The 18,468-nt window shown below is 65.2% G+C and carries 14 protein-coding genes and 1 pseudogene; 9 read left to right on the top strand and 6 right to left on the bottom strand.

Annotation, left to right across the window (positions count from 1 at the left end; all coding sequences use genetic code 11):
• Positions 1-234 precede the first annotated feature (234 nt).
• Positions 235-1,221 (top strand): annotated as a pseudogene (locus ACEN9Q_RS24475) (acid phosphatase); the annotation flags it as partial.
• An 18-nt stretch (positions 1,222-1,239) separates the two neighbouring features.
• Here the strand turns inward: ACEN9Q_RS24475 and ACEN9Q_RS24470 are convergent.
• Positions 1,240-2,102, bottom strand: a protein-coding gene (locus tag ACEN9Q_RS24470; protein WP_425260250.1) for an IS5 family transposase whose coding sequence is annotated in 2 segments (ribosomal slippage) — positions 1,240-1,733 and positions 1,733-2,102 — 864 coding nt in all. Because the reading frame shifts where the segments join, the coding sequence is not laid out codon by codon here.
• A 103-nt stretch (positions 2,103-2,205) separates the two neighbouring features.
• Between ACEN9Q_RS24470 and ACEN9Q_RS24465 the strand changes: the two genes are divergently transcribed.
• Both ACEN9Q_RS24465 and ACEN9Q_RS24460 read left to right on the top strand, forming a co-directional pair.
• A complete protein-coding gene (locus ACEN9Q_RS24465; protein ID WP_495626338.1) occupies positions 2,206-3,051 on the top strand; it encodes an autotransporter-associated beta strand repeat-containing protein in 846 nt (281 codons plus the stop codon).
• Positions 3,052-3,208: 157 nt separating this feature from the next.
• Positions 3,209-4,783: a GH39 family glycosyl hydrolase gene (locus ACEN9Q_RS24460; protein WP_056437855.1), complete on the top strand. Its 1,575-nt coding sequence runs from the start codon at positions 3,209-3,211 to the stop codon at positions 4,781-4,783.
• A gap of 107 nt (positions 4,784-4,890) precedes the next feature.
• Here the strand turns inward: ACEN9Q_RS24460 and ACEN9Q_RS24455 are convergent, their stop codons facing one another.
• Together ACEN9Q_RS24455 and ACEN9Q_RS24450 are read right to left on the bottom strand one after the other, a co-directional pair.
• Positions 4,891-6,273: a YfcC family protein gene (locus ACEN9Q_RS24455; protein ID WP_495626337.1), complete on the bottom strand. Its 1,383-nt coding sequence runs from the start codon at positions 6,271-6,273 to the stop codon at positions 4,891-4,893.
• Positions 6,274-6,296: 23 nt separating this feature from the next.
• On the bottom strand, positions 6,297-7,415 hold the full coding sequence (locus ACEN9Q_RS24450; protein WP_495626336.1) for a succinylglutamate desuccinylase/aspartoacylase family protein: 1,119 nt from the start codon (positions 7,413-7,415) through the stop codon (positions 6,297-6,299).
• Between the two features lie 153 nt (positions 7,416-7,568).
• Between ACEN9Q_RS24450 and ACEN9Q_RS24445 the strand changes: the two genes are divergently transcribed.
• The 3 genes from ACEN9Q_RS24445 to ACEN9Q_RS24435 are packed head-to-tail and all read left to right on the top strand — an operon-like array spanning position 7,569 to position 12,548.
• Positions 7,569-8,537 (top strand): MurR/RpiR family transcriptional regulator, encoded by a 969-nt coding sequence (locus ACEN9Q_RS24445; protein WP_495626335.1) that lies wholly within the window; start codon positions 7,569-7,571, stop codon positions 8,535-8,537.
• Between the two features lie 35 nt (positions 8,538-8,572).
• On the top strand, positions 8,573-11,311 hold the full coding sequence (locus ACEN9Q_RS24440) for a TonB-dependent receptor (RefSeq protein ID WP_495626334.1): 2,739 nt from the start codon (positions 8,573-8,575) through the stop codon (positions 11,309-11,311).
• A gap of 1 nt (position 11,312) precedes the next feature.
• The gene (locus ACEN9Q_RS24435; RefSeq protein WP_495626333.1) at positions 11,313-12,548 is read left to right on the top strand and encodes a cyanophycinase; all 1,236 of its coding nucleotides are present in this window, start codon (positions 11,313-11,315) and stop codon (positions 12,546-12,548) included.
• Positions 12,549-12,775: 227 nt separating this feature from the next.
• On the opposite strand, the gene uvrA is transcribed toward ACEN9Q_RS24435, so the two are convergent.
• The gene (uvrA, locus tag ACEN9Q_RS24430) at positions 12,776-15,625 is read right to left on the bottom strand and encodes an excinuclease ABC subunit UvrA (RefSeq protein ID WP_495626332.1); all 2,850 of its coding nucleotides are present in this window, start codon (positions 15,623-15,625) and stop codon (positions 12,776-12,778) included.
• 482 nt (positions 15,626-16,107) lie between these two features.
• Between uvrA and ssb the strand changes: the two genes are divergently transcribed.
• Complete coding sequence (gene ssb / locus ACEN9Q_RS24425; protein WP_056437874.1) at positions 16,108-16,608, top strand: single-stranded DNA-binding protein; 501 nt, start codon at positions 16,108-16,110, stop codon at positions 16,606-16,608.
• Positions 16,609-16,703: 95 nt separating this feature from the next.
• Positions 16,704-17,000 carry a putative quinol monooxygenase gene (locus ACEN9Q_RS24420; RefSeq protein WP_056437879.1) on the top strand — a complete coding sequence of 99 codons (297 nt, stop codon included), beginning with the start codon at positions 16,704-16,706 and terminating at the stop codon, positions 16,998-17,000.
• Here the strand turns inward: ACEN9Q_RS24420 and ACEN9Q_RS24415 are convergent.
• A complete protein-coding gene (locus ACEN9Q_RS24415; protein ID WP_495626331.1) occupies positions 16,997-17,323 on the bottom strand; it encodes a hypothetical protein in 327 nt (108 codons plus the stop codon). The two genes, ACEN9Q_RS24420 and ACEN9Q_RS24415, sit on opposite strands and share 4 nt — an antisense overlap.
• A 330-nt stretch (positions 17,324-17,653) precedes the next feature.
• Here ACEN9Q_RS24415 and ACEN9Q_RS24410 point away from each other — a divergent pair, with 330 nt between their 5' ends.
• A complete protein-coding gene (locus ACEN9Q_RS24410) occupies positions 17,654-18,328 on the top strand; it encodes a methyl-accepting chemotaxis protein (RefSeq protein ID WP_495626330.1) in 675 nt (224 codons plus the stop codon).
• Here ACEN9Q_RS24410 and ACEN9Q_RS24405 read toward each other — a convergent pair.
• A complete protein-coding gene (locus ACEN9Q_RS24405; protein WP_495626329.1) occupies positions 18,325-18,450 on the bottom strand; it encodes a hypothetical protein in 126 nt (41 codons plus the stop codon). The genes ACEN9Q_RS24410 and ACEN9Q_RS24405 overlap by 4 nt on opposite strands.
• Positions 18,451-18,468 lie beyond the last annotated feature (18 nt).

Genomic DNA, 18,468 nt, shown 5'->3' with positions numbered 1-18,468 from the left:
CGGCCGGAGAAAGATCAGTGGGGAGACGACGGCGGCCCCATGAGGCAGCCGCAAAAACGGAAGAAGGGACAGGCGTGCGCCTGTCCCTTTTTTTCATGGAAATTTCAGTAAGCGCACCCCGTACCGGTCGACGTTTCATCGCTTATTTCATGACGCCGGCGCACGCATGCGAGCTTCACGTTCTCGTCATATTGCAAAGGAATAATGCGCGGCTCCACTGTCTCCGGAGCAACCATGCCACGTTCCCACGCCGTCCTGTCCCGCCACGCGATCGCCATCGCCGTCCTCTTACTGTTGTCCGCTTGCGGCAGCAGCGACTATATCGATGTCGCACCAGTCTCGACCGCCCCCGCCGCGCCGGCCGATCCGGGCTTCGTCGAGAATGTACCGGCGCCATCCGTCGCCGCCTTCGTCGACAATGCCGCAACTAACCAACAGAGCCAGCCGACGGTCGACGTCAATGCCGGCGTGCGCGCGCTGGCGCCGTTCCTGGAACTGTGGCAACCCGTCACGCAGACGGTCGACGTCAGCACGTGGAACGGCCTGCCGGGCCAGGGCACCGTGCTGAACCAGGCCGTGCACGACAAGAACATCCAGTACGTCGTCGACGCGACCACGCAGCGCACGGCCGCGCAGGCGACGAACGCCTACCTGGACGACCGCCAGAACCAGGCCTACAGCATCGTCGACGGCATGGGCCCGCTGACGGCGGCCTGGCGCGCCGGAACCAGGGCGACGACGACGATCACGGCCGTCGCGCCCGACGCCACGACGGTCAAATATGACGACGGCGGCAACGGCGCCGGCGATGCGACCACGGCCGAATTCGGCTCTGTCGTGTCGTTCATTAATGCGATGCGCAGCAATGGTTCGACGGAACCGTCCAAGCGCTTCTACAAATACCCGCGCCCGTGGCGCTGGAGCAGCGCGGTCAAGGTCGTGCCGGCACTGGAACCGGCGAAAAGCCCGACGCCCGCGACGGACGGCGGCTTCCCCAGCGGCCACACGAATGCCGCGATGCTGAATTCGCTGGCGATGGCGTACGCGCTGCCGGAGCGCTTCCAGGAAATGATCTCGCGCGGCCTGGAACTGGGCGAGAACCGCATCCTGGCCGGCATGCATTCGCCGCTGGACGTGATGGGCGGCCGCATGCTGGCGCATGCCATCTTCACGGGCAATATCAACGCCGCCGCCAACGCGACCCTGAAGCAGAAGGCCTATGGGCGTGTCTGACTGATCTCAGAGGAGCCATAAAATAATTGTCGCGACAAGCACGGCCGTAGAGAAGTTATGGCCGCGTTTGTCGTATCGCGTTGCGACGGCGCGGAAGTCTTTTAATCGGTTGATCGCGCGTTCGACGACGTTGCGGCCCTTGTACGCTTCGGCGTCGAATCGTGGAGGCGAGCCACCGCGACGCCCTTTGCGCAGCCGGCTGTTCTGCGCATCAAGTCGTTCGGGGCACACGCAGCGGATGCCCCGTTGTTGGATCTGTCGCCGATAATGCCGGGCACCGTAAGCGCGGTCGACACGCAAGCATGTCGGGCGTTTGCGTGGCCGGCCTCGCCCTGGTCGGGGTACTGAAATGGCGTCAAGAACAGGGCCGATGTTCGCCGCGTCGCTGCATTGGCCGGCCGTGACGATGAAGGACAATGGCAGACCGTTTCCATCCACGCAAAGATGGATCTTGCTGGTGAGTCCACCACGAGAATGCCCCAGCCACTCGTCAATTACATCCCCCTTTTTTCTGCCGCAGGAAGTGTCTTTCGAGCCCCAGCGGCACTTCGCTGAGCTTTCACGTGGGTCGCATCAAGCGCGGCTCCGTCCCAGTCGATGCGGCCGGATGCATCCGCGGCCGCCTGCATGATCTTGAGTAGACGTTGCCATGTGCCGTTGCGCGACCAACGCACAAACCTGTCGTAACAGGTCTGCCAAGGACCGTAGCGGGGTGGGATGTCGCGCCAAGGCGCGCCAGTCCTCAACCGCCACACGATCCCATTAATCACGTGTCTGTGCCCGACATAAGCATGACCGTGATGTGGATTGGGCGGCAAATGTGGTTCCAGCTGCCGCCATTGCTGTTCAGTTAGGTCAGTTCGGCTCATCGCCATCTGACCAACCAAACAAAATTTCGTTCCCTCAGTCAGACAGACCCATGCCGACGCCCACGCCTGGCTGCAGGCGCAGACGGGCACGAATGCCGACACCTTGTATGCCTACGCGCACGGCGGCACGACCGCGACGGACCGCTTCGCCGACCACGACACGAACAAGGCGAATTATCTGCGCCGCCTGACGTTCGGCTTCACGCCCATCAAGGCGACGAATGTGCCGGCCGTCGTGCCCAAGGGCGCGGAAGCCATCATCGAGACGCGCCTGCCCTACCTCGATGCGATGCAGCGCCGGGCCGTGCTGCGCAGCACGGCGCTGCCGTCGGGCTATCCGCTGCTGGACGACGCCGAAGGCTGGGGCCGCCTGAACCTGTTCGCCGCGGCGGACGGCTACGGCGTGTTCACCGGCAGCGTCGTCGTGACGATGGATGCGTCGCGCGGCGGCTTCTGGGCGATGGACGCCTGGCGCAACGACATTTCCGGCAGCGGCAAGCTGACCCTGAAAGGCACGGGCCGGCTGGCGCTGTATGGCAAGAACAGCTGGACGGGCGGCACGGAGATCGCCGGCGGCACGCTGGAAGCGGATGCGAACGGTGCGCTCGGCACGGGCGACGTGTATGTTGGCGGCGCGGGCACGCTCGCGAGCGCGGCGCCGGGCCAGCTCGCCATCGGCGGCAACTATGCGCAGCTGGACAAGGGCACGCTCGACATTTCCCTCGGCGCCAATCAGGCGGGCACGGTGGCGGTGCAAGGCACGGCAACGATCCTCGGCGGCACCCTGCACGTGACATTCGCCGGCGGCTTCAGGCCGTCCGTCGGCACGACGTATCCAGTGCTGTCGGCCGCCAGCCGCAAGGGCGTGTTCACGAACGTCGTCGCGGACGGCTACAAGTCGACCGTCATCTACAGCAACACGGGCGTGTCCGTGCGGATCGACGGCTGAGAACGCGGGACCACGGCTTCCCGCATCGTGCCGCGGGAAGTCATTTGGTTTTTTGATTTTACTAAACGGCGGTAATCTACTATCCTGTCGTCAACTCGCACTGTTAGCGCAAACATTTCCTCTAAAAGCGAGCTCCGACGTTATAAGGACAATAAGCATGAGACACCGCCGCACCGTGCTGCGCGCCGCTCTGGCGCTGGCTTTTACCACTCCATTCGCACTGCCCGCGACTGCCCTGGCGGCGGACGCCGGGCGCCAGATCGTCATCGACGCCAAGGCGCCGACCGTCGCTCGCGATCACTTCGCCGACCTGTCGGTGGGCTCCGACTATCCGGGCACGCTGATCCGCGACGACAGCCTGGCCCAGCTCAAGATTGCGAAGGATGAACTGGGCTTCCGCTACATCCGCTTCCACGCCATCTTCCACGACGTGCTGGGCACCTATAAAGTTGTCGACGGCAAGCCGGTGTACGACTGGACCAAGCTCGACTACCTGTACGACAAGCTGCTGGGCATGGGCATCAAGCCGTTCGTCGAGCTGGGCTTCACGCCGGACGCGATGAAGACGTCGGACCAGACGATCTTCTACTGGAAGGGCAACACGTCGCATCCGAAACCGGACCAGTGGGCGGGCCTCGTCGACGCCTTCGTGCGCCACGTGCAGCAGCGCTACGGCAAGGACGAAGTGCGCACCTGGTTCTTCGAAGTGTGGAACGAGCCGAACCTGGACGGCTTCTGGGAAAAGGCCGATCAGAAGGCCTATTTCGACCTGTTCGACCTGACGTCGAAGACGCTCAAGGCGATCGACCCGGCGTTGCGCGTGGGCGGTCCGTCGACGGCGGGCGCGGCCTGGGTGCCGGAATTCCTCGCGCACACGAAGCAGAGCGGCGCGGCCGTCGACTTCATCACGACGCACACGTACGGCGTGAACGGCGGCTTCCTGGACGAAGAGGGCAAGGGCGACAACAAGCTGTCCCCATCGCCGGACGGCATCGTCGGCGACGTACGCAAGGTGCGGAAGGAAATCGAAGCGTCCTACCTGCCCAAGCTGCCCTTGTACTTCACGGAATGGAGCACCAGCTACTCGCCGCGCGACCTCGTGCACGATTCGTACATGAGCGCCGCCTACATCCTCAGCAAGCTGAAGGCGACCGAGGGCATCGCGCAGGGCATGAGCTACTGGACCTACACGGACCTGTTCGAGGAACCGGGCCCGCCGACCGCGCCGTTCGAAGGCGGTTTCGGCCTGATGAACCCGCAGGGCATCCGCAAGCCGGCCTGGTTCGCGTACAAGTACATGCATGAGCTGGGCGACCAGCAGGTGCAGACCACCGACAAGCAAAGCTGGGTGACGAAGGACGCGAACGGCGTGCAGGTGCTTGCGTGGGACTTCCAGACGCCGGACATGGGCAACAAGAGCAACCGTCCGTTCTTCGGCGTGGTCCAGCCGACGCACGCCGGCACGCCTTTGAAACTCGCGCTGAAGGGCATGAAGCCGGGCACGTACACGATGCAGGTTTATCGGACGGGCTTCAAGGCCAACGATGCGCACACGGCCTACATCGAGATGGGCAAGCCGAAGACGCTGACGGGCGAGCAGGTCGCCAAGCTGCAGGCGCAGACCGTGGACAAGCCGGAGACGCGCAAGGTCACGGTCGCGGCGAACGGCACGGCCAGCGTGCAGGTGCCGATGCGCGTCAACGACGTCGTGCTGGTGAAGATCGCGAAATGATCTAAGCGCCTATTTCAGTAGGGTGGGCACCCCGTGCCCACCATGCGTTACCGAGACGCGAGCGTCCGGTGGGCGGAAGCCCGCCCTGCCGGGACAGGTTCCAGGTCTCAGCTCCACTGCATGAGACACGGCGGCACCAGCAGGGCGAGGGCCAGCACGAGGTAGATCAGCTGCAGCGGGATCATCCACCTGGCCCACGTGATCCAGGGCACGCGCGCGAGCGCGAGCACGCCGACCGTGATGCCGGACGTCGGGATCATCGGCGTCGACAGCTCGCCCAGCTGAAACGCGAGGATCGCGGTCTGGCGCGTGACGCCCACCAGGTCCGCGAGCGGCGCCATGATCGGCATCGTCAGCGCGGCCTGGCCCGTGCCCGAGTGGATGAAGAAGTTGATCACCGACTGGATCAGGTACATCTTCTGTGCCGCGAACACGGGGTGGCTCGACTGCACGAGCGGCATCAGCCCGTGCAGCATCGTGTCGATGATGTGGGCGTCGCGCGCGAGGATCATCGTGCCGCGCGCGACCGCGATCACGAGCGCCGTCGGCGCCAGGTCTTTTGCCCCCTGCATGAACGCCGCCACCCAGTTGTCGGGCCCCAGGCGGCCGACGATGCCCACGACGATCGCCATGGATAAGAACAGCGCCGCGATCTCGTCGATGTACCAGCCGAATTTCACGACCCCGATCACCATCGAACCCAGCGCCAGCGCGAAGATCGCCAGCACCGCCTTGTGCCGTCCCATCATGCGGTCGCCCGTTTGCCCGGACGGCGCGGCCGCCGGATGTTCCAGGCGCCGCGCCTGGTCCAGCACATAGGTCGGGCTGAGCATGGGGTTCTGCTTGACGCGCGCCGCGTACCACATCAGGAAGACGATCGTGACGAACGTCGCCGCCACCCACACGATCAAACGATACCCGATCCCGGAAAACACGGGCACGCCCGCGATGCCTTGCGCGATGCCGACGTTGAACGGATTGAGGAAGGCGGCGCCGAAACCGGCCTGCGAACCGAGGAAGGGAATCGACACGCCGACGATGGTGTCGTAGCCGAGCGCCAGCGCCAGCGGCACGAAGATCAGGACGAACGGAATCGCCTCCTCGTTCATGCCGAACGTGGCGCCGCCGAGCGAGAACAGCGTGACGAAGACCGGAATCAGCGCGGCGCGCACGAACGCCGAGTGCTCGTGCATGCGGGCGATCGAGTGGATGCCGGTGTCGATCGCGTCGGTCCGCTGCACGACGGCGAACGCGCCGCCGACGACCAGCACGAAGCCGATGATCTGCGCCGCCTCGACGAAACCCTTGATGGGCGCCTTCATCAGCGCGACGATGCCCTGCGGCGCGTTCGCGACGTAGTGGAACGAGGCCGGGTCGACGAGCTGCTTGCCGTTCACGAGATGGGTCTCGTACTTCCCGCCGGGGACGAGCCACGTCGCCAGCGCGATCAGGGAGAGAATCGCGAACAGCAGCACGAAGGTATTGGGCATTCGCAGGCGCATACGCATTGGCCTCATTGACTCAGCAGGGAACCGGAACGGAAGGGCGTCGTGCCCGCGATCTTACAGACGTGCATGCCCCGCAGCAGGTGGCGATGCGCGGTGCTGGCGAACAGCAGCCCGTCGCGGCTCGCGCGCACGGTGGCCGTCGCGCCGGTGACCGGGTTGACGATGTCGGCGACGGCGTCCCCGGCCTTGACCTCGTCGCCCAGCGCTTTCAGGAAGACGAGCACGCCCGACTGCGGCGCGTGCAGCGGCTCGACGGCTTCGAGCGGAGACGGTTCGCACAGCGGCGCGGGCAGTGCGCCCGGCGGGATGTCGACGATGCCTTCGCGTGCCAGCCATTGCAACAGCGCCTGCGCGTCCTGTTCGGCGTAATCGTAGCGCACGTCCATCTCGCCGCGCAGTTCGACCGTGACGGCGGCGCAGGCCGGCGGGATCGGGATCGCCGGTCCGAAGTGCGCGGCGAGCTCCCACCACAACCGGCCGCACGCTTCGTCGAACGGCTCGCCGCCCGACCCGGCGGACAGCAGGTAAGCGCGCGCGCCGAGCAGCGCCGCCAGCGGTTTTACGCGGTCCGCCAGCGCGGGACCGGTGTACACGTGCAGCAGGGCTTCGTTGTCGCAGTGCAGATCGAGCACGATGTCGGCGTCGATCGCCAGCGCCAGCAGCGTTTTCTTCAAGACCTGGGTCGCATCCAGCGGTTCCCAGCGATCGACGGCGGCGCGCGCTTGCGCGCGGATCGCGGCGACGTTGGCGGCCGCGTCGGGCCCGAGCCTGCCGGCCAGCGTCGTTTTGAGTTCGTCGGCGACGTGGCGGAAGGCGCGGTTGAAATTCACGCCGGAGGCAAGGTCGAAACGCCCGAGCGGCGTGCCGTGCACGACCTGCGACAGCCCGATGGGATTCGCGGCCGGCACGAGGATCACTTCGCCGCAGATGCGGCCTTCAAGATCGAGCCGCTCCAGTTCGCGCCGCAGACAATGCGCGACCAGCATCGCGGGGACTTCGTCCGCATGCAGCGACGCCTGGATATAAACCTTCTTGCCGCTGCCCGCGCTGCCGTAGTGGCAGGAGGTCAGCTGGCAGGTGGCGAGGCCAGGCTCGGTGGCGATCGGGTGTGTCTTCGTATGCATGCGCAAGATCTCCTGGCGGCTGCTGGTGCGGCCGATTATGTATGAATTTTTACACAACGTAAATCGATGAAAGCCTATTTTCAAAATCTTGTTGAACTTTTCGAGGCACCTGTTTTACATTTAAAAACATTAACTCATTGACATCCGGTTACGATGGCTCCTCCCGCTCCGCGCAGCGCTTCGCCCGACATCGGTTTCGCCGAGTCTTCGCTCGGCCAGTCGCTGTTGCGCGTGCTGGCCGGGGGCTCGGCGTCGAACCGCGCGATCGCGGACTACGTGCTGCGCAACCAGGTGCGCGTGACGGCGCTCGGCATCGAGGAACTGGCCGACGCGTGCGATGTGTCGACGGCGACCATCAGCCGGTTCGCGCGCGATCTCGGTTTTAAAAATTACGCGGCGATGCGCGGCGCGGTGGCGGAGACGCTGCAGTCCGTACTGCAGCCGGTCGAAAAGCTGCGCAGCACGATCGCGCGCCGCGCCGCGAAGGTGTCGCCCGCGCTGGAAAGCCTGGGCTATGCGGAGGCCGCGCTGACGGCGACCCGGCGCGGCCTGGCCGGCAGCGAGATCGACCGCGTCGGCACGGTGCTCACGAAGGCGCGCGCCGTGTACGTGCTGGGGTTCGGGCTGTCGTCGTTCCTCGCGGGCGCGCTCGCGATGCACCTGCAGCCGTTCTGCCGGCACGTGGTGGAAGTGGCCGCGAGCGGCGGCACGGAGGTGGCGGCCAGCCATCTCGCCACCGTCACCGGCCGTGACGTGCTGGTCGTGATTTCGCTGCCGCGCTACACGCTGGACGCCGCGTCGCTGACCCGGTTCGCGCGCGCCGCCGGCGCGACCATCGTCTCCATCACGGACTCGCCCGCGTCGCCGCTCGCCGAGCTGGGACACCACGTGCTGTATGCGCACAGCGCGCATCCCGTGCTGCCCAGCAGTTCCAGCGCCGCGCTGGCCGTCATCGAAGCGCTGGCCGTGGCGCTGATGACTTCCAACAAGGCCAACGTCGCCAAGGCGGCCCGCCACACCGAGGCGATCGCCGCCTACCTCCACGGCGAGCACCAGATCCGTACCGGCGGCACGCAGAAAAAAGAGGGCGTCCGCAAGCGTCCCGTCGTCAAGAAGTCCTGAGTCACCACCCAAGACACCGAGAGAGGATGCACCGCATGACCAAGCACATTACGAGAGCCTTGCAACCGACCGTCCTCGCGGCGGCCGTGGGCCTGATGGCGCAACAGGCATACGCGCAGGCGCAGGCGGACGAACCGAAAATGCACCGCGTGGAAATCACCGGTTCGTCGATCAAGCGCATCGACACCGAGACCGCGCTGCCGGTGCAGCTGATCTCGCGCGAGGACATCGAGAAGATGGGCGCGACGACCGCCGCCGAACTGGTGAAGAACATCAGCGCGAACACGGCGCCGCTGACGGACGGCCCGAGCATCTCGGACGGCACCTCCGGCCAGCGCGGCATGAATGGCGCCAACCTGCGCGGCCTGGGCGTCTCGTCCACGCTGATCCTGCTGAACGGCCGGCGCCTGGCCAATTTCGCGTCCCCGGGCGACAACTCGGGCGTCGACTTGAACAACATCCCGGCCGGCGCGATCCAGCGCGTCGAGGTGCTCAAGGACGGCGCGTCGGCGATCTACGGCACGGATGCCATCGGCGGCGTGATCAACTTCATCACCCGCAAGGATTACAAGGGCATCGACCTGGCCGCGTCGGCCGCCGGCACCCAGCAGGGCGGCGCCGGCAAGCGCACCCTGAGTCTCAGCGGCGGCACGGGCGATTTGTCCACCGACCGCTTCAACGTGTTCGGCGTGCTCGACGTGCAGCAGCTCGACCGCCTGCGCTCGGGCCAGCGCCGCTTCATCGCGGAGCGCCCGCTCGCGACGACCCTGCCGGCGCAGATGTCCAGCAATACCTTCCCGGCCAACGTCGACATCTCGGGCGCCCAGCGCGCCGCCCTGATCGCGGCGGGCCTGCTGCCGGCCGGCAGCACGTCCAGCCGCGTCAATCCGAGTTCGCCGAAGTGCAATCCGCCCGCCACCGTCTACGCCGAAAAGGGACCGGGCGGCGCGGCCGGCTGCAGCTACGACTACATGGAAGACACGGAGATCTATCCCGATTCGCGCAAGATCGGCTTCATCGGCCGCGCGACGTTCCAGCTCGATGCGGACAACCAGCTGTTCGCGGAACTCGTGCAGACGGAGGCGACGTCGAAATACGTGCTGTCGCCGAACCCCGTCCGCATCCGCAATCTGCCGGTGAGCATCCTGCCGGACGCCTATCGGACGGCGTTGTCGGCACCGGGCCTGCCGGACACCTTCAGCGGCATCCGCTACCGCATGGCGGAAGCGGGCAACCGCAGCAACGAGGTGACGAGCACCGGACAGCGCCTGCTGCTGGGCGCCACCGGCACGCTCGCGGGCTGGGACTACGACGTCGCGCTGGGACGCGCCGAGAACAAGGCCGTCGACAAGTACGTGAACGGCTACGTCCTGTACGACAAGTTCGAGGCCGGCGTGCGCGCGGGGACGATCAACCCGTTCGCCCCGTCCTCGCAGGCGGGACTGGACCTGATCAACAGCATCAAGATCAACGACGAGGCGAGAAAGGCGAAGGGCGTGTCCACTTCGCTCGACGGCAAGATGTCGCGCTCGTTGACGGCGCTGGCGGGCGGCGATCTCGCGCTCGCCGTCGGCGGCGAATTGCGGCACGAGCACCAGACGTTCACGCCGTCGGAACTGCTCAAGTCGAACAACATCGCCGGTGACCGCGACAGCACGATCCCGGCCGGCGAACTGGCCGACGTCGAGACGGCGGACAATACGAGAAAGGTGGCGTCCGTGTTCACCGAGGTGGTCGCGCCGTTCACCAAGGAACTCGAAATGCAGTTCGCGCTGCGCTGGGACCATTACAGCGAAGTGGGCAACACGACCAATCCGAAGATCGGCCTGCGCTGGCAGCCGATGCAATCGCTGCTGCTGCGCGCGTCGGCCGGCACGGGCTTCCGCGCGCCGTCGCTGTCGGACCTGAAGCGCCCGACGATCTTCGGCACGACGGCCGGCATCCTCACCGACCCGCAGTGCGTCAAGCAGGAAGGCAGCATCGACACGTGTACCGACCAGTGGAACGTCGAACGCCGCTCGAACCCGAACCTCAAGCCGGAAAAATCGCGCCAGTTCACGCTCGGCGTCGTGTTCGAGCCGGTCAAGCGCACGAGCCTCTCGATCGATTACTGGAACATCGAGAAGAAGGACGTCATCAGCACCCTGGGCGAACAGGTCATCATCGAAAACCCCGACGCCTACAACGGCAAGTACATCCAGCGCGACGAGGACGGCTTCATCTCCAACATCCTCCTCATGAAGGAAAACCAGGGCAAGCTGAAGACGTCGGGCTTCGATATCGGCGGCGACTGGCGCACCGAGCGCGGGCCGTGGGGCCGCTTCGGCATCAACCTGTCCGGCACGCTGATCCTGCACTACGACCGCCAGTTCGGTCCGGACGAGCCGTACCGCAGCAACCTGGGCGTGTTCCTGAACGACCAGGTGATCCAGAAGTGGCGCCACCGCGTGAACTTCGAATGGGACAACGGGCCCCTCGCGCTGACCCTGGCGAACCAGTACTCGACCGGCTACACGGACCAGAACACGACCTACGATCCGTACACGGACAAGCTCCTGCTGCCTAACCACGTGAAATACTATTCGCTGTGGGATTTGACGGGCAGCTGGACGGTCAGCAAGCAATTGAAGGTGCGCGCAGGGGTGCTGAACCTGTTCAACGCGGACCCGCCGTTCTCGAACCAGGCCTGGTTCTTCCTGGCCGGGTATGACCCGAGCTACACGGACCCGCGCGGCCGCAGCGCGTTCGTGAGCGCGAACTACTCGTTCCGCTGACATGGTCAAAAGCGTGTGTTGCGCGCTGGCGCTCGTCGTCGCCAGCGCCGGGGCGGCGGCGGCCGATGCCGCTGCCGATGCTGGTGCGGCGAAAGGATCGCTGGTCATCATCGGCGGCGGCCTGCGCGTCAATAATGCCGAGGTGTGGGAAAAAGTCGTCGCGCTGGCGGGCGGGAAGGGCGCGCGCATCGCCGTGCTCCCGACTGCCGCCGAGAATCCCGCAAAGGAGGGCCGGCTCACGGTGGACGCCCTGAACCGCTACGGCGCGCGGGCCTTCGTCGTACCGGTCGCGCCGCGCCTGGCCGGCCCGGACAGCATCGACGCGGCGCGCAAGGCCGCGGACGATCCGGCCCTGGCGGGTGCGATCCGCAAGGCCGGCGGCGCCTTCTTCACGGGCGGCGATCAAGCCCGCATCACGGGTTCCCTGCGGCGCGCCGACGGCAGCAACACGGCCGTGCTGGACGCGCTGTGGGCGCTGTACCGGCGCGGCGGTGTCATCGCGGGCACGAGCGCCGGCGCCGCCATCATGAGCAGCACAATGTTCTACGACCCGCCGCTGGACGTGATGCCGGTGCTGAAGAACGGCGTGGTCGACGGCAAGGACGTGGCGCCGGGACTGGGCTTCATCGGCACCGACGTCTTCGTCGACCAGCACCTGCTCGCGCGCGGGCGCTTCGGCCGCATGCTGCCCGCGATGCTGGCCAAGGGATACACGCTGGGACTGGGCATCGACGAAAACACGGCAGCCATCGTCGGGCCGGCGCGCGACGTGACCGTGATCGGTTACCGGGGCGCGCTCGTGCTCGACCTGGCGGGTGCAAGCACCGACAAGGCCAAGCCGGGGTTCAATCTGTCCAACGCGCGCATCAGTTATCTGGACAGCGGCGACCGGTTCAACCTGGCCACGCGCACCTATGTGCCGGGACCGGGCAAGGAGCCCGTGGACCGGAAGTACGTCGAGCACCGCGCGCCGATCTTCTACACGGACATCCTCGGCAACACGGCGGTCGCTGACCTGCTCGAAAAACTGGTGGACAGCGATCTGCAGCGCGCCGTCGGCGTGGCGTTCGAAGGGCCGGACAGCCAGTCTCCGGAACGCGGGTTCGAGTTCACGTTCACACGCGTGCCGGACAGCGCGGAATACGTCACGAACCGCGAGGATGCGTATTCGGTCTACCGGATCAGGATGGACGTGCGGCCGGTGCGGGTGAAGCAGCCGTTTTATACGGTGGAGTAGAGCTACGGTGCAGCAGGGCTCCGGCGCAGGAGGGCTACGGTGGAGTGGGGTGTGTGAGGAGGGCGGCGCACTAAAAACCGTCGTTCCCGCGCAGGCGGGAACCCAAGCAATGTACGCGTCGCGTCAGCTCCAGCCGCAGGACTGCATGCAAAACTTGGGTCCCCGCCTGCGCGGGGACGACGGTGAAGCGGTTCGGGCCACGATCGATCTCATGGCCCTGCCGCTCTTTACTGCTTCAACAGCGGCTTGAGATACTTGCCCGTCACGCTGTCCGGATTCACCGCCACCTCCTCCGGCGTGCCGTGCGCGACGATCGTGCCGCCGCCCGCGCCGCCTTCCGGACCCAGGTCGACGATCCAGTCCGCCGTCTTGATGACGTCCAGGTTGTGCTCGATGATGACGAGCGTGTTGCCCTGGTCGCGCAGGCGGTGGATCACCTTCAGCAGCAGGTCGATGTCGGCGAAGTGCAGGCCCGTCGTCGGCTCGTCGAGGATGTACAGCGTGCGGCCGGTGTCGCGCTTGGACAGTTCCAGCGACAGTTTCACACGCTGCGCCTCGCCGCCCGACAGGGTCGTCGCGCTCTGCCCCAATTTGATGTAGCCGAGGCCCACGTCCAGCAGCGTGTGGAGTTTACGCGCGATGACCGGCACGGGCTTGAAGAACTCGTGCGCATCCTCGACCGTCATGTCCAGCACTTCGGTGATGTTCTTGCCCTTGTACTGGACTTCCAGCGTCTCGCGGTTGTAGCGCTTGCCGTGGCAGACGTCGCAGGGCACGTACACGTCCGGCAGGAAGTGCATCTCGACCTTGATCACGCCGTCGCCCTGGCACGCCTCGCAGCGGCCGCCCTTGACGTTGAACGAGAACCGGCCGGCCGAATAACCGCGTTCCTTCGCCGTCGGCACCGTCGCGAACAGGTCGCGGATCGGCGTGAACACGCCCGTGTACGTGGCCGGGTTCGAGCGCGGCGTGCGGCCGATCGGCGCCTGGTCGACGGAGATCACCTTGTCGAAGTGCTCCAGGCCGTGGATGGCGTCGTGCGGCGCCGGCTCCGTCTGCGAACCGTACAGGTGGCGCGACAGCGCCGGATACAGCGTATCGTTCACGAGCGTCGATTTGCCGGAACCCGACACGCCCGTCACGCACGTGAGCAGGCCCACCGGCAGCTCCAGCGACACGTTCTTGAGGTTGTTGCCGGTCGCGCCCGTGATGACGAGCTGGCGGTCCGGGTCGGCCTGCGTGCGCTTCTTCGGCACGTGGATTTTCTTCTTGCCCGACAGGTAGGCCGCCGTCAGCGACGTCTTGCTCTTCATGATGTCCTTGAGCGACCCCTCGGCGATCACGGCGCCGCCGTGCACGCCCGCGCCCGGGCCCATGTCGACGATGTAGTCCGCGGTGCGGATCGCGTCCTCGTCGTGTTCCACCACGAGCACGCTGTTGCCGATGTCGCGCAGGTGTTTCAGGGTCGCGATCAGGCGGTCGTTGTCGCGCTGGTGCAGGCCGATCGACGGCTCGTCCAGCACGTACATCACGCCCGTCAGGCCCGAGCCGATCTGCGACGCGAGGCGGATGCGCTGCGCTTCGCCGCCGGACAGCGTGTCGGCGCTGCGGTCGAGCGACAGATAATCCAGGCCGACGTCGTTCAGGAATTTCAGGCGCGCGACGATTTCCTTGATGACGCGTTCGGCGATGTCGCGCTTGGCGCCCGTCAGTTCCAGGCCGTCGAAATAGGTCAGGCAGTCGCGCAGCGGCGTCTTCGCGACTTCGTAGATGGCGCGCTGCTGCTTGCCATTGCCGATCTTGACGTAGCGCGCTTCCGTGCGCAGGCGCGCGCCGCCGCACGACGGGCATTCCTTCTCGTTGATGAACTTCGCCAGCTCTTCCTTCACGGCCATCGAATCCGTCTCGCGGTAGCGGCGCTGCAGGTTGTTCACGACGCCTTCGAACGTGTGCTCGCGGATCACCGTGCGGCCGCGCTCATTCACGTACGCGAACGGCACGGCGGTCTTGCCGGAGCCGAACAGCACGGCTTCCTGCGCCGGCTTCGGCAACTGCTCGAACGGCTTGTCGAGGTCGAAACCGTAGTGCGACGCGAGGCTCGTCAGCATCTGGAAATAGAACTGGTTGCGGCGGTCCCACCCCTTCACGGCGCCGGACGCCAGCGACAGGTTCGGGAACGCGACGATGCGCTTCGGGTCGAAGAACTCGATGTGGCCCAGGCCATCGCACTCCTGGCAGGCGCCCATCGGATTATTGAACGAGAACAGGCGCGGTTCCAGCTCCTGCAGCGAGTAGCCGCAGACGTTGCACGCGAACTTGTTCGAGTAGATGTGTTCCTTGTCGGTGTCCATCTCGTACGCGACGGCGCGGCCGTCGGCGATGCGCAGCGCGGTTTCAAAACTTTCGGCCAGGCGCTGCTTGATCTCGGCGGTCACCTTGACGCGGTCGATGACGACGTCGATCGTGTGCTTTTCCGTTTTCTTGAGCTTCGGCAGGTCGTCGACGTCGTAGATCTTGGCCGCGTGCGTGCCGCTCTGGATGCGGAAGCGGACGAAACCCTGCGCCTGCATCGACTCGAACAGGTCGCCGTGCTCGCCCTTGCGGTTGGCGACGACGGGGGCCAGGATCATCAGCTTGGTCCCTTCCGGCATGCCCAGCACGGCATCGACCATCTGCGAGACGGTCTGCGCGGCCAGCGGCTCTTCCGGGTGGTCGGGGCAATACGGCGTGCCGACGCGCGCGTACAGCAGGCGCAGGTAGTCGTGGATTTCGGTGACGGTGCCGACGGTCGAGCGCGGATTGTGCGACGTCGCCTTCTGCTCGATGGAGATCGCCGGCGACAGGCCCTCGATCATGTCGACGTCCGGCTTTTCCATCAGCTGCAGGAACTGGCGCGCATAGGCCGACAGCGACTCGACGTAGCGGCGCTGGCCTTCGGCATACAGCGTGTCGAAAGCGAGCGAGGATTTGCCGGAACCCGACAGGCCGGTGATGACGATCAGCTTATTGCGCGGCAGGTCAAGATTGATGTTCTTGAGGTTGTGCGTGCGGGCGCCGCGGATACGGATTTCTTCCATTGTTGTTTGAAGGCTTTCGAATGGTTGCGGGGCCGGCGCACGCAGGTGACGGGTGAGCGGGCCGAACGGGAAAGCGCACTAGTTTAACTGTTTTTATTTACAGTGGTATGCCGGGCCTCGAAAAAGTGCGCAAGGCTTGTTGGCATGATATGACGACTTGTCAAGATGTGTCGTTCTTGCGTGCCGTGCGAGACGGCGGGTGCGTTCCGTATGTGGTCCGGGGGCGGGGCAATTCAATGGCAGACTCGCCAGACAACCGAAATATTTTTCGCCGGGTTGCATTGATGCGCATCTCTTCCAAAATGGGCACTTCGCCCCCATCTTCGTGGTCTGATCGGGTGCTGGAAACCGGGTGTCCGATCAGTGCGGAATCAGTTGCTTCTGATGCGACTGACCAGCATAATAGCGGGCGCAACATCAACAGTTTCCCTGACGCCTAGTCTGCACGCAGAGTCAGGGATCATCCAAAGGAGCTTTACAAAATGGCATCAGTTAACAAGGTCATCATCGTCGGCAATCTCGGCCGCGATCCGGAAATCCGCTACATGCCGAGCGGCGACGCCATCGCCAACATCGCCGTGGCGACGTCCTATAAATCGAAGGACCGCAACACCGGCGAGCAGAAAGAGCTGACCGAGTGGCACCGCATCTCGTTCTTCGGCCGCCTCGCCGAAATCGTCGGCCAGTACCTGAAAAAGGGGTCGTCGGTCTACGTGGAAGGCCGCCTGCAGACCCGCAAGTACACCGACAAGGACGGCATCGAGCGCTACGCTACCGACATCATCGCTGAAAACATGCAGATGCTGGGCGGCCGCCAGGGCATGGGCGGCGGCGACAGCTACGGCGGCGGCGACGACATGGGCGGCTACGACGCCGCGCCGAGCCGCCCGGCCCCGCGCCAGGCCCCGCCGGCCCCGGCCGCACGTCCGCAGCCGAAACCGGCACCGAACTTCTCGGATATGGATGACGACATCCCATTTTAAACAGGAGCCCGTTTTCCTGTGAACGAAAGCCCGCTCTTCGCAAGAACAGCGGGCTTTTTCTTTGCCAACAATCAGTTCAACAATCGGAGCACACGATGGTGATCGAATACGTCCGCTACAAGATCCCGGCCGACCAGGCCGACCAGTTCATCGCCGCCTACGCGACGGCCGGCGAGGCGTTGCGCGCATCCAGCCATTGCCTGGGCTTCGAGCTGAGCCGGTGCACGGAAGAGCCGACGTCATTCATCCTGCGGATCGAATGGGATTCCGTCGAAGGCCACATGGAGGGCTTTCGCAAGAGCCCCGAATTCCGGGCGTTCTTTGCGAGCGTCAGGCCGTTCGTGGGCAATCTCGAGGAGATGCGGCATTACGAGCGGACGGCTGTGTGCTAGAACAGCCTGCACATGAAAGTCATGCCGGCGGCATCGTGTGCCCATGCCCACGTCGCCACACCCAGGCCTGCATTAAGAAAGCTTAGGCATACGCGCAACATGATGTGCAGCTTGGGTGCGAAGACGATCGGCAAGGCGAACAGTATGGGAAGAGAGAGTACCCCGCCCAGGTAATACAGATTTGCGATCGGGGTGCAGGAGTACGTGTTGCCGATCAGGGTGGCCGAGATAAAGAATCCCACAACGATAAGCAGCGTTATCGCGACACCCAAGTGGCTTTGTTCCCTGACTCGGGCCGGAACCAAAACGCGCGATTCACTCATTTTTTATCCCGTCGTTATCGTGCTGGCTCACCTTGAGCATCAATCGTCATTATTTCAGCAATATTGCCACGCATTCCTGCGGAAAAGCATGACGGCCATGCGCTCGGCCCGTCCAGCCCTGGAAGACGGGGCGGTTCAGTCGTTGAGCACATCCGGCGTGGTTCGCGCCTGCCCGTTATTTGGGCTGCCCTCACATCCTGGTGCGTATAAGCGGACTGTTTGATTCAAGTTAGTGCGTCGGCATACGACAATCACGGTCCAAGCGGGCATGAAACCTGCTCTGAACGTTGTATGAGCCGCCGCCGGCGGTCAAACCGATCGGAGCCCAAGATGCATGCAGAAACTCTTCCCCCCTTGTCCGTCGCCAAGCCCGAGGTCAAGCTGTCCGGCGACGTGTTCGGCGCCCTGATCAACCTGTCCGGCCGCCGGCGCTTCACGTCCCAGCGGGTGGTGCTGTATTCGGTATTGGCGTCGCTGGGCCATGAAGGCGCGGACCGGACCGCGCGCGACACGCTGGCGGCCTTCAAGGAGGCGCATATCACGCTGGTGCAGGGCAAGCAGGGGTTGCCGGGCGTATTCTGCCAGCAGTTGCACGATGCCTACTTCGGCACACTGCAGGGGGACAAGGTCGTGCGCGACTTCATCGCCTTGGCCGAGAGTACGCTGGATGCCATCGGCAGCGGGTCGCGCCGCGCGCCCGCGCTGCTCGACGACCTGGTGCGCTGCGCGACACCGCTGCTCAGCGTGCTCAACGCCCTGACCCTCGTGTACGAGGAACAGTCCAAGCGGCATGCCGCGCTGCAGCGCCGGCAGATGCAGGACTTGATGGGTGACATCAAGACCATCGCGCGACAGGCACGCATGGTTGCCTTCAACGCGCAGGTGGTCGCGGCCCGCGCCGGCCCGGTCGGCAAGGAGTTCGCCGTGGTGGCGAGCACGATGACCAACGTCACGGGCGAGATCGACGATCTGGTGCAGACCGTCCTGGCGGGGGCGCTGACCTAGGGTGGCAGGCTGTTTTGCGATTCGCCGGCGGCACGCGTCATGTGGACGACGAGGCGGTCGCGCTTGCGTGGATCGGTCAGGGTGGCGAGCAGGGCATACCCGTCTTCGTACAGAATTTTCATCACTTGGTCTTGTTCACG

This window comes from Massilia sp. Masssp93 (assembly GCF_059491295.1).
Note: the sequence above shows the minus strand (reverse complement) of the source record. Positions and strands in the feature narration are given on the sequence as shown.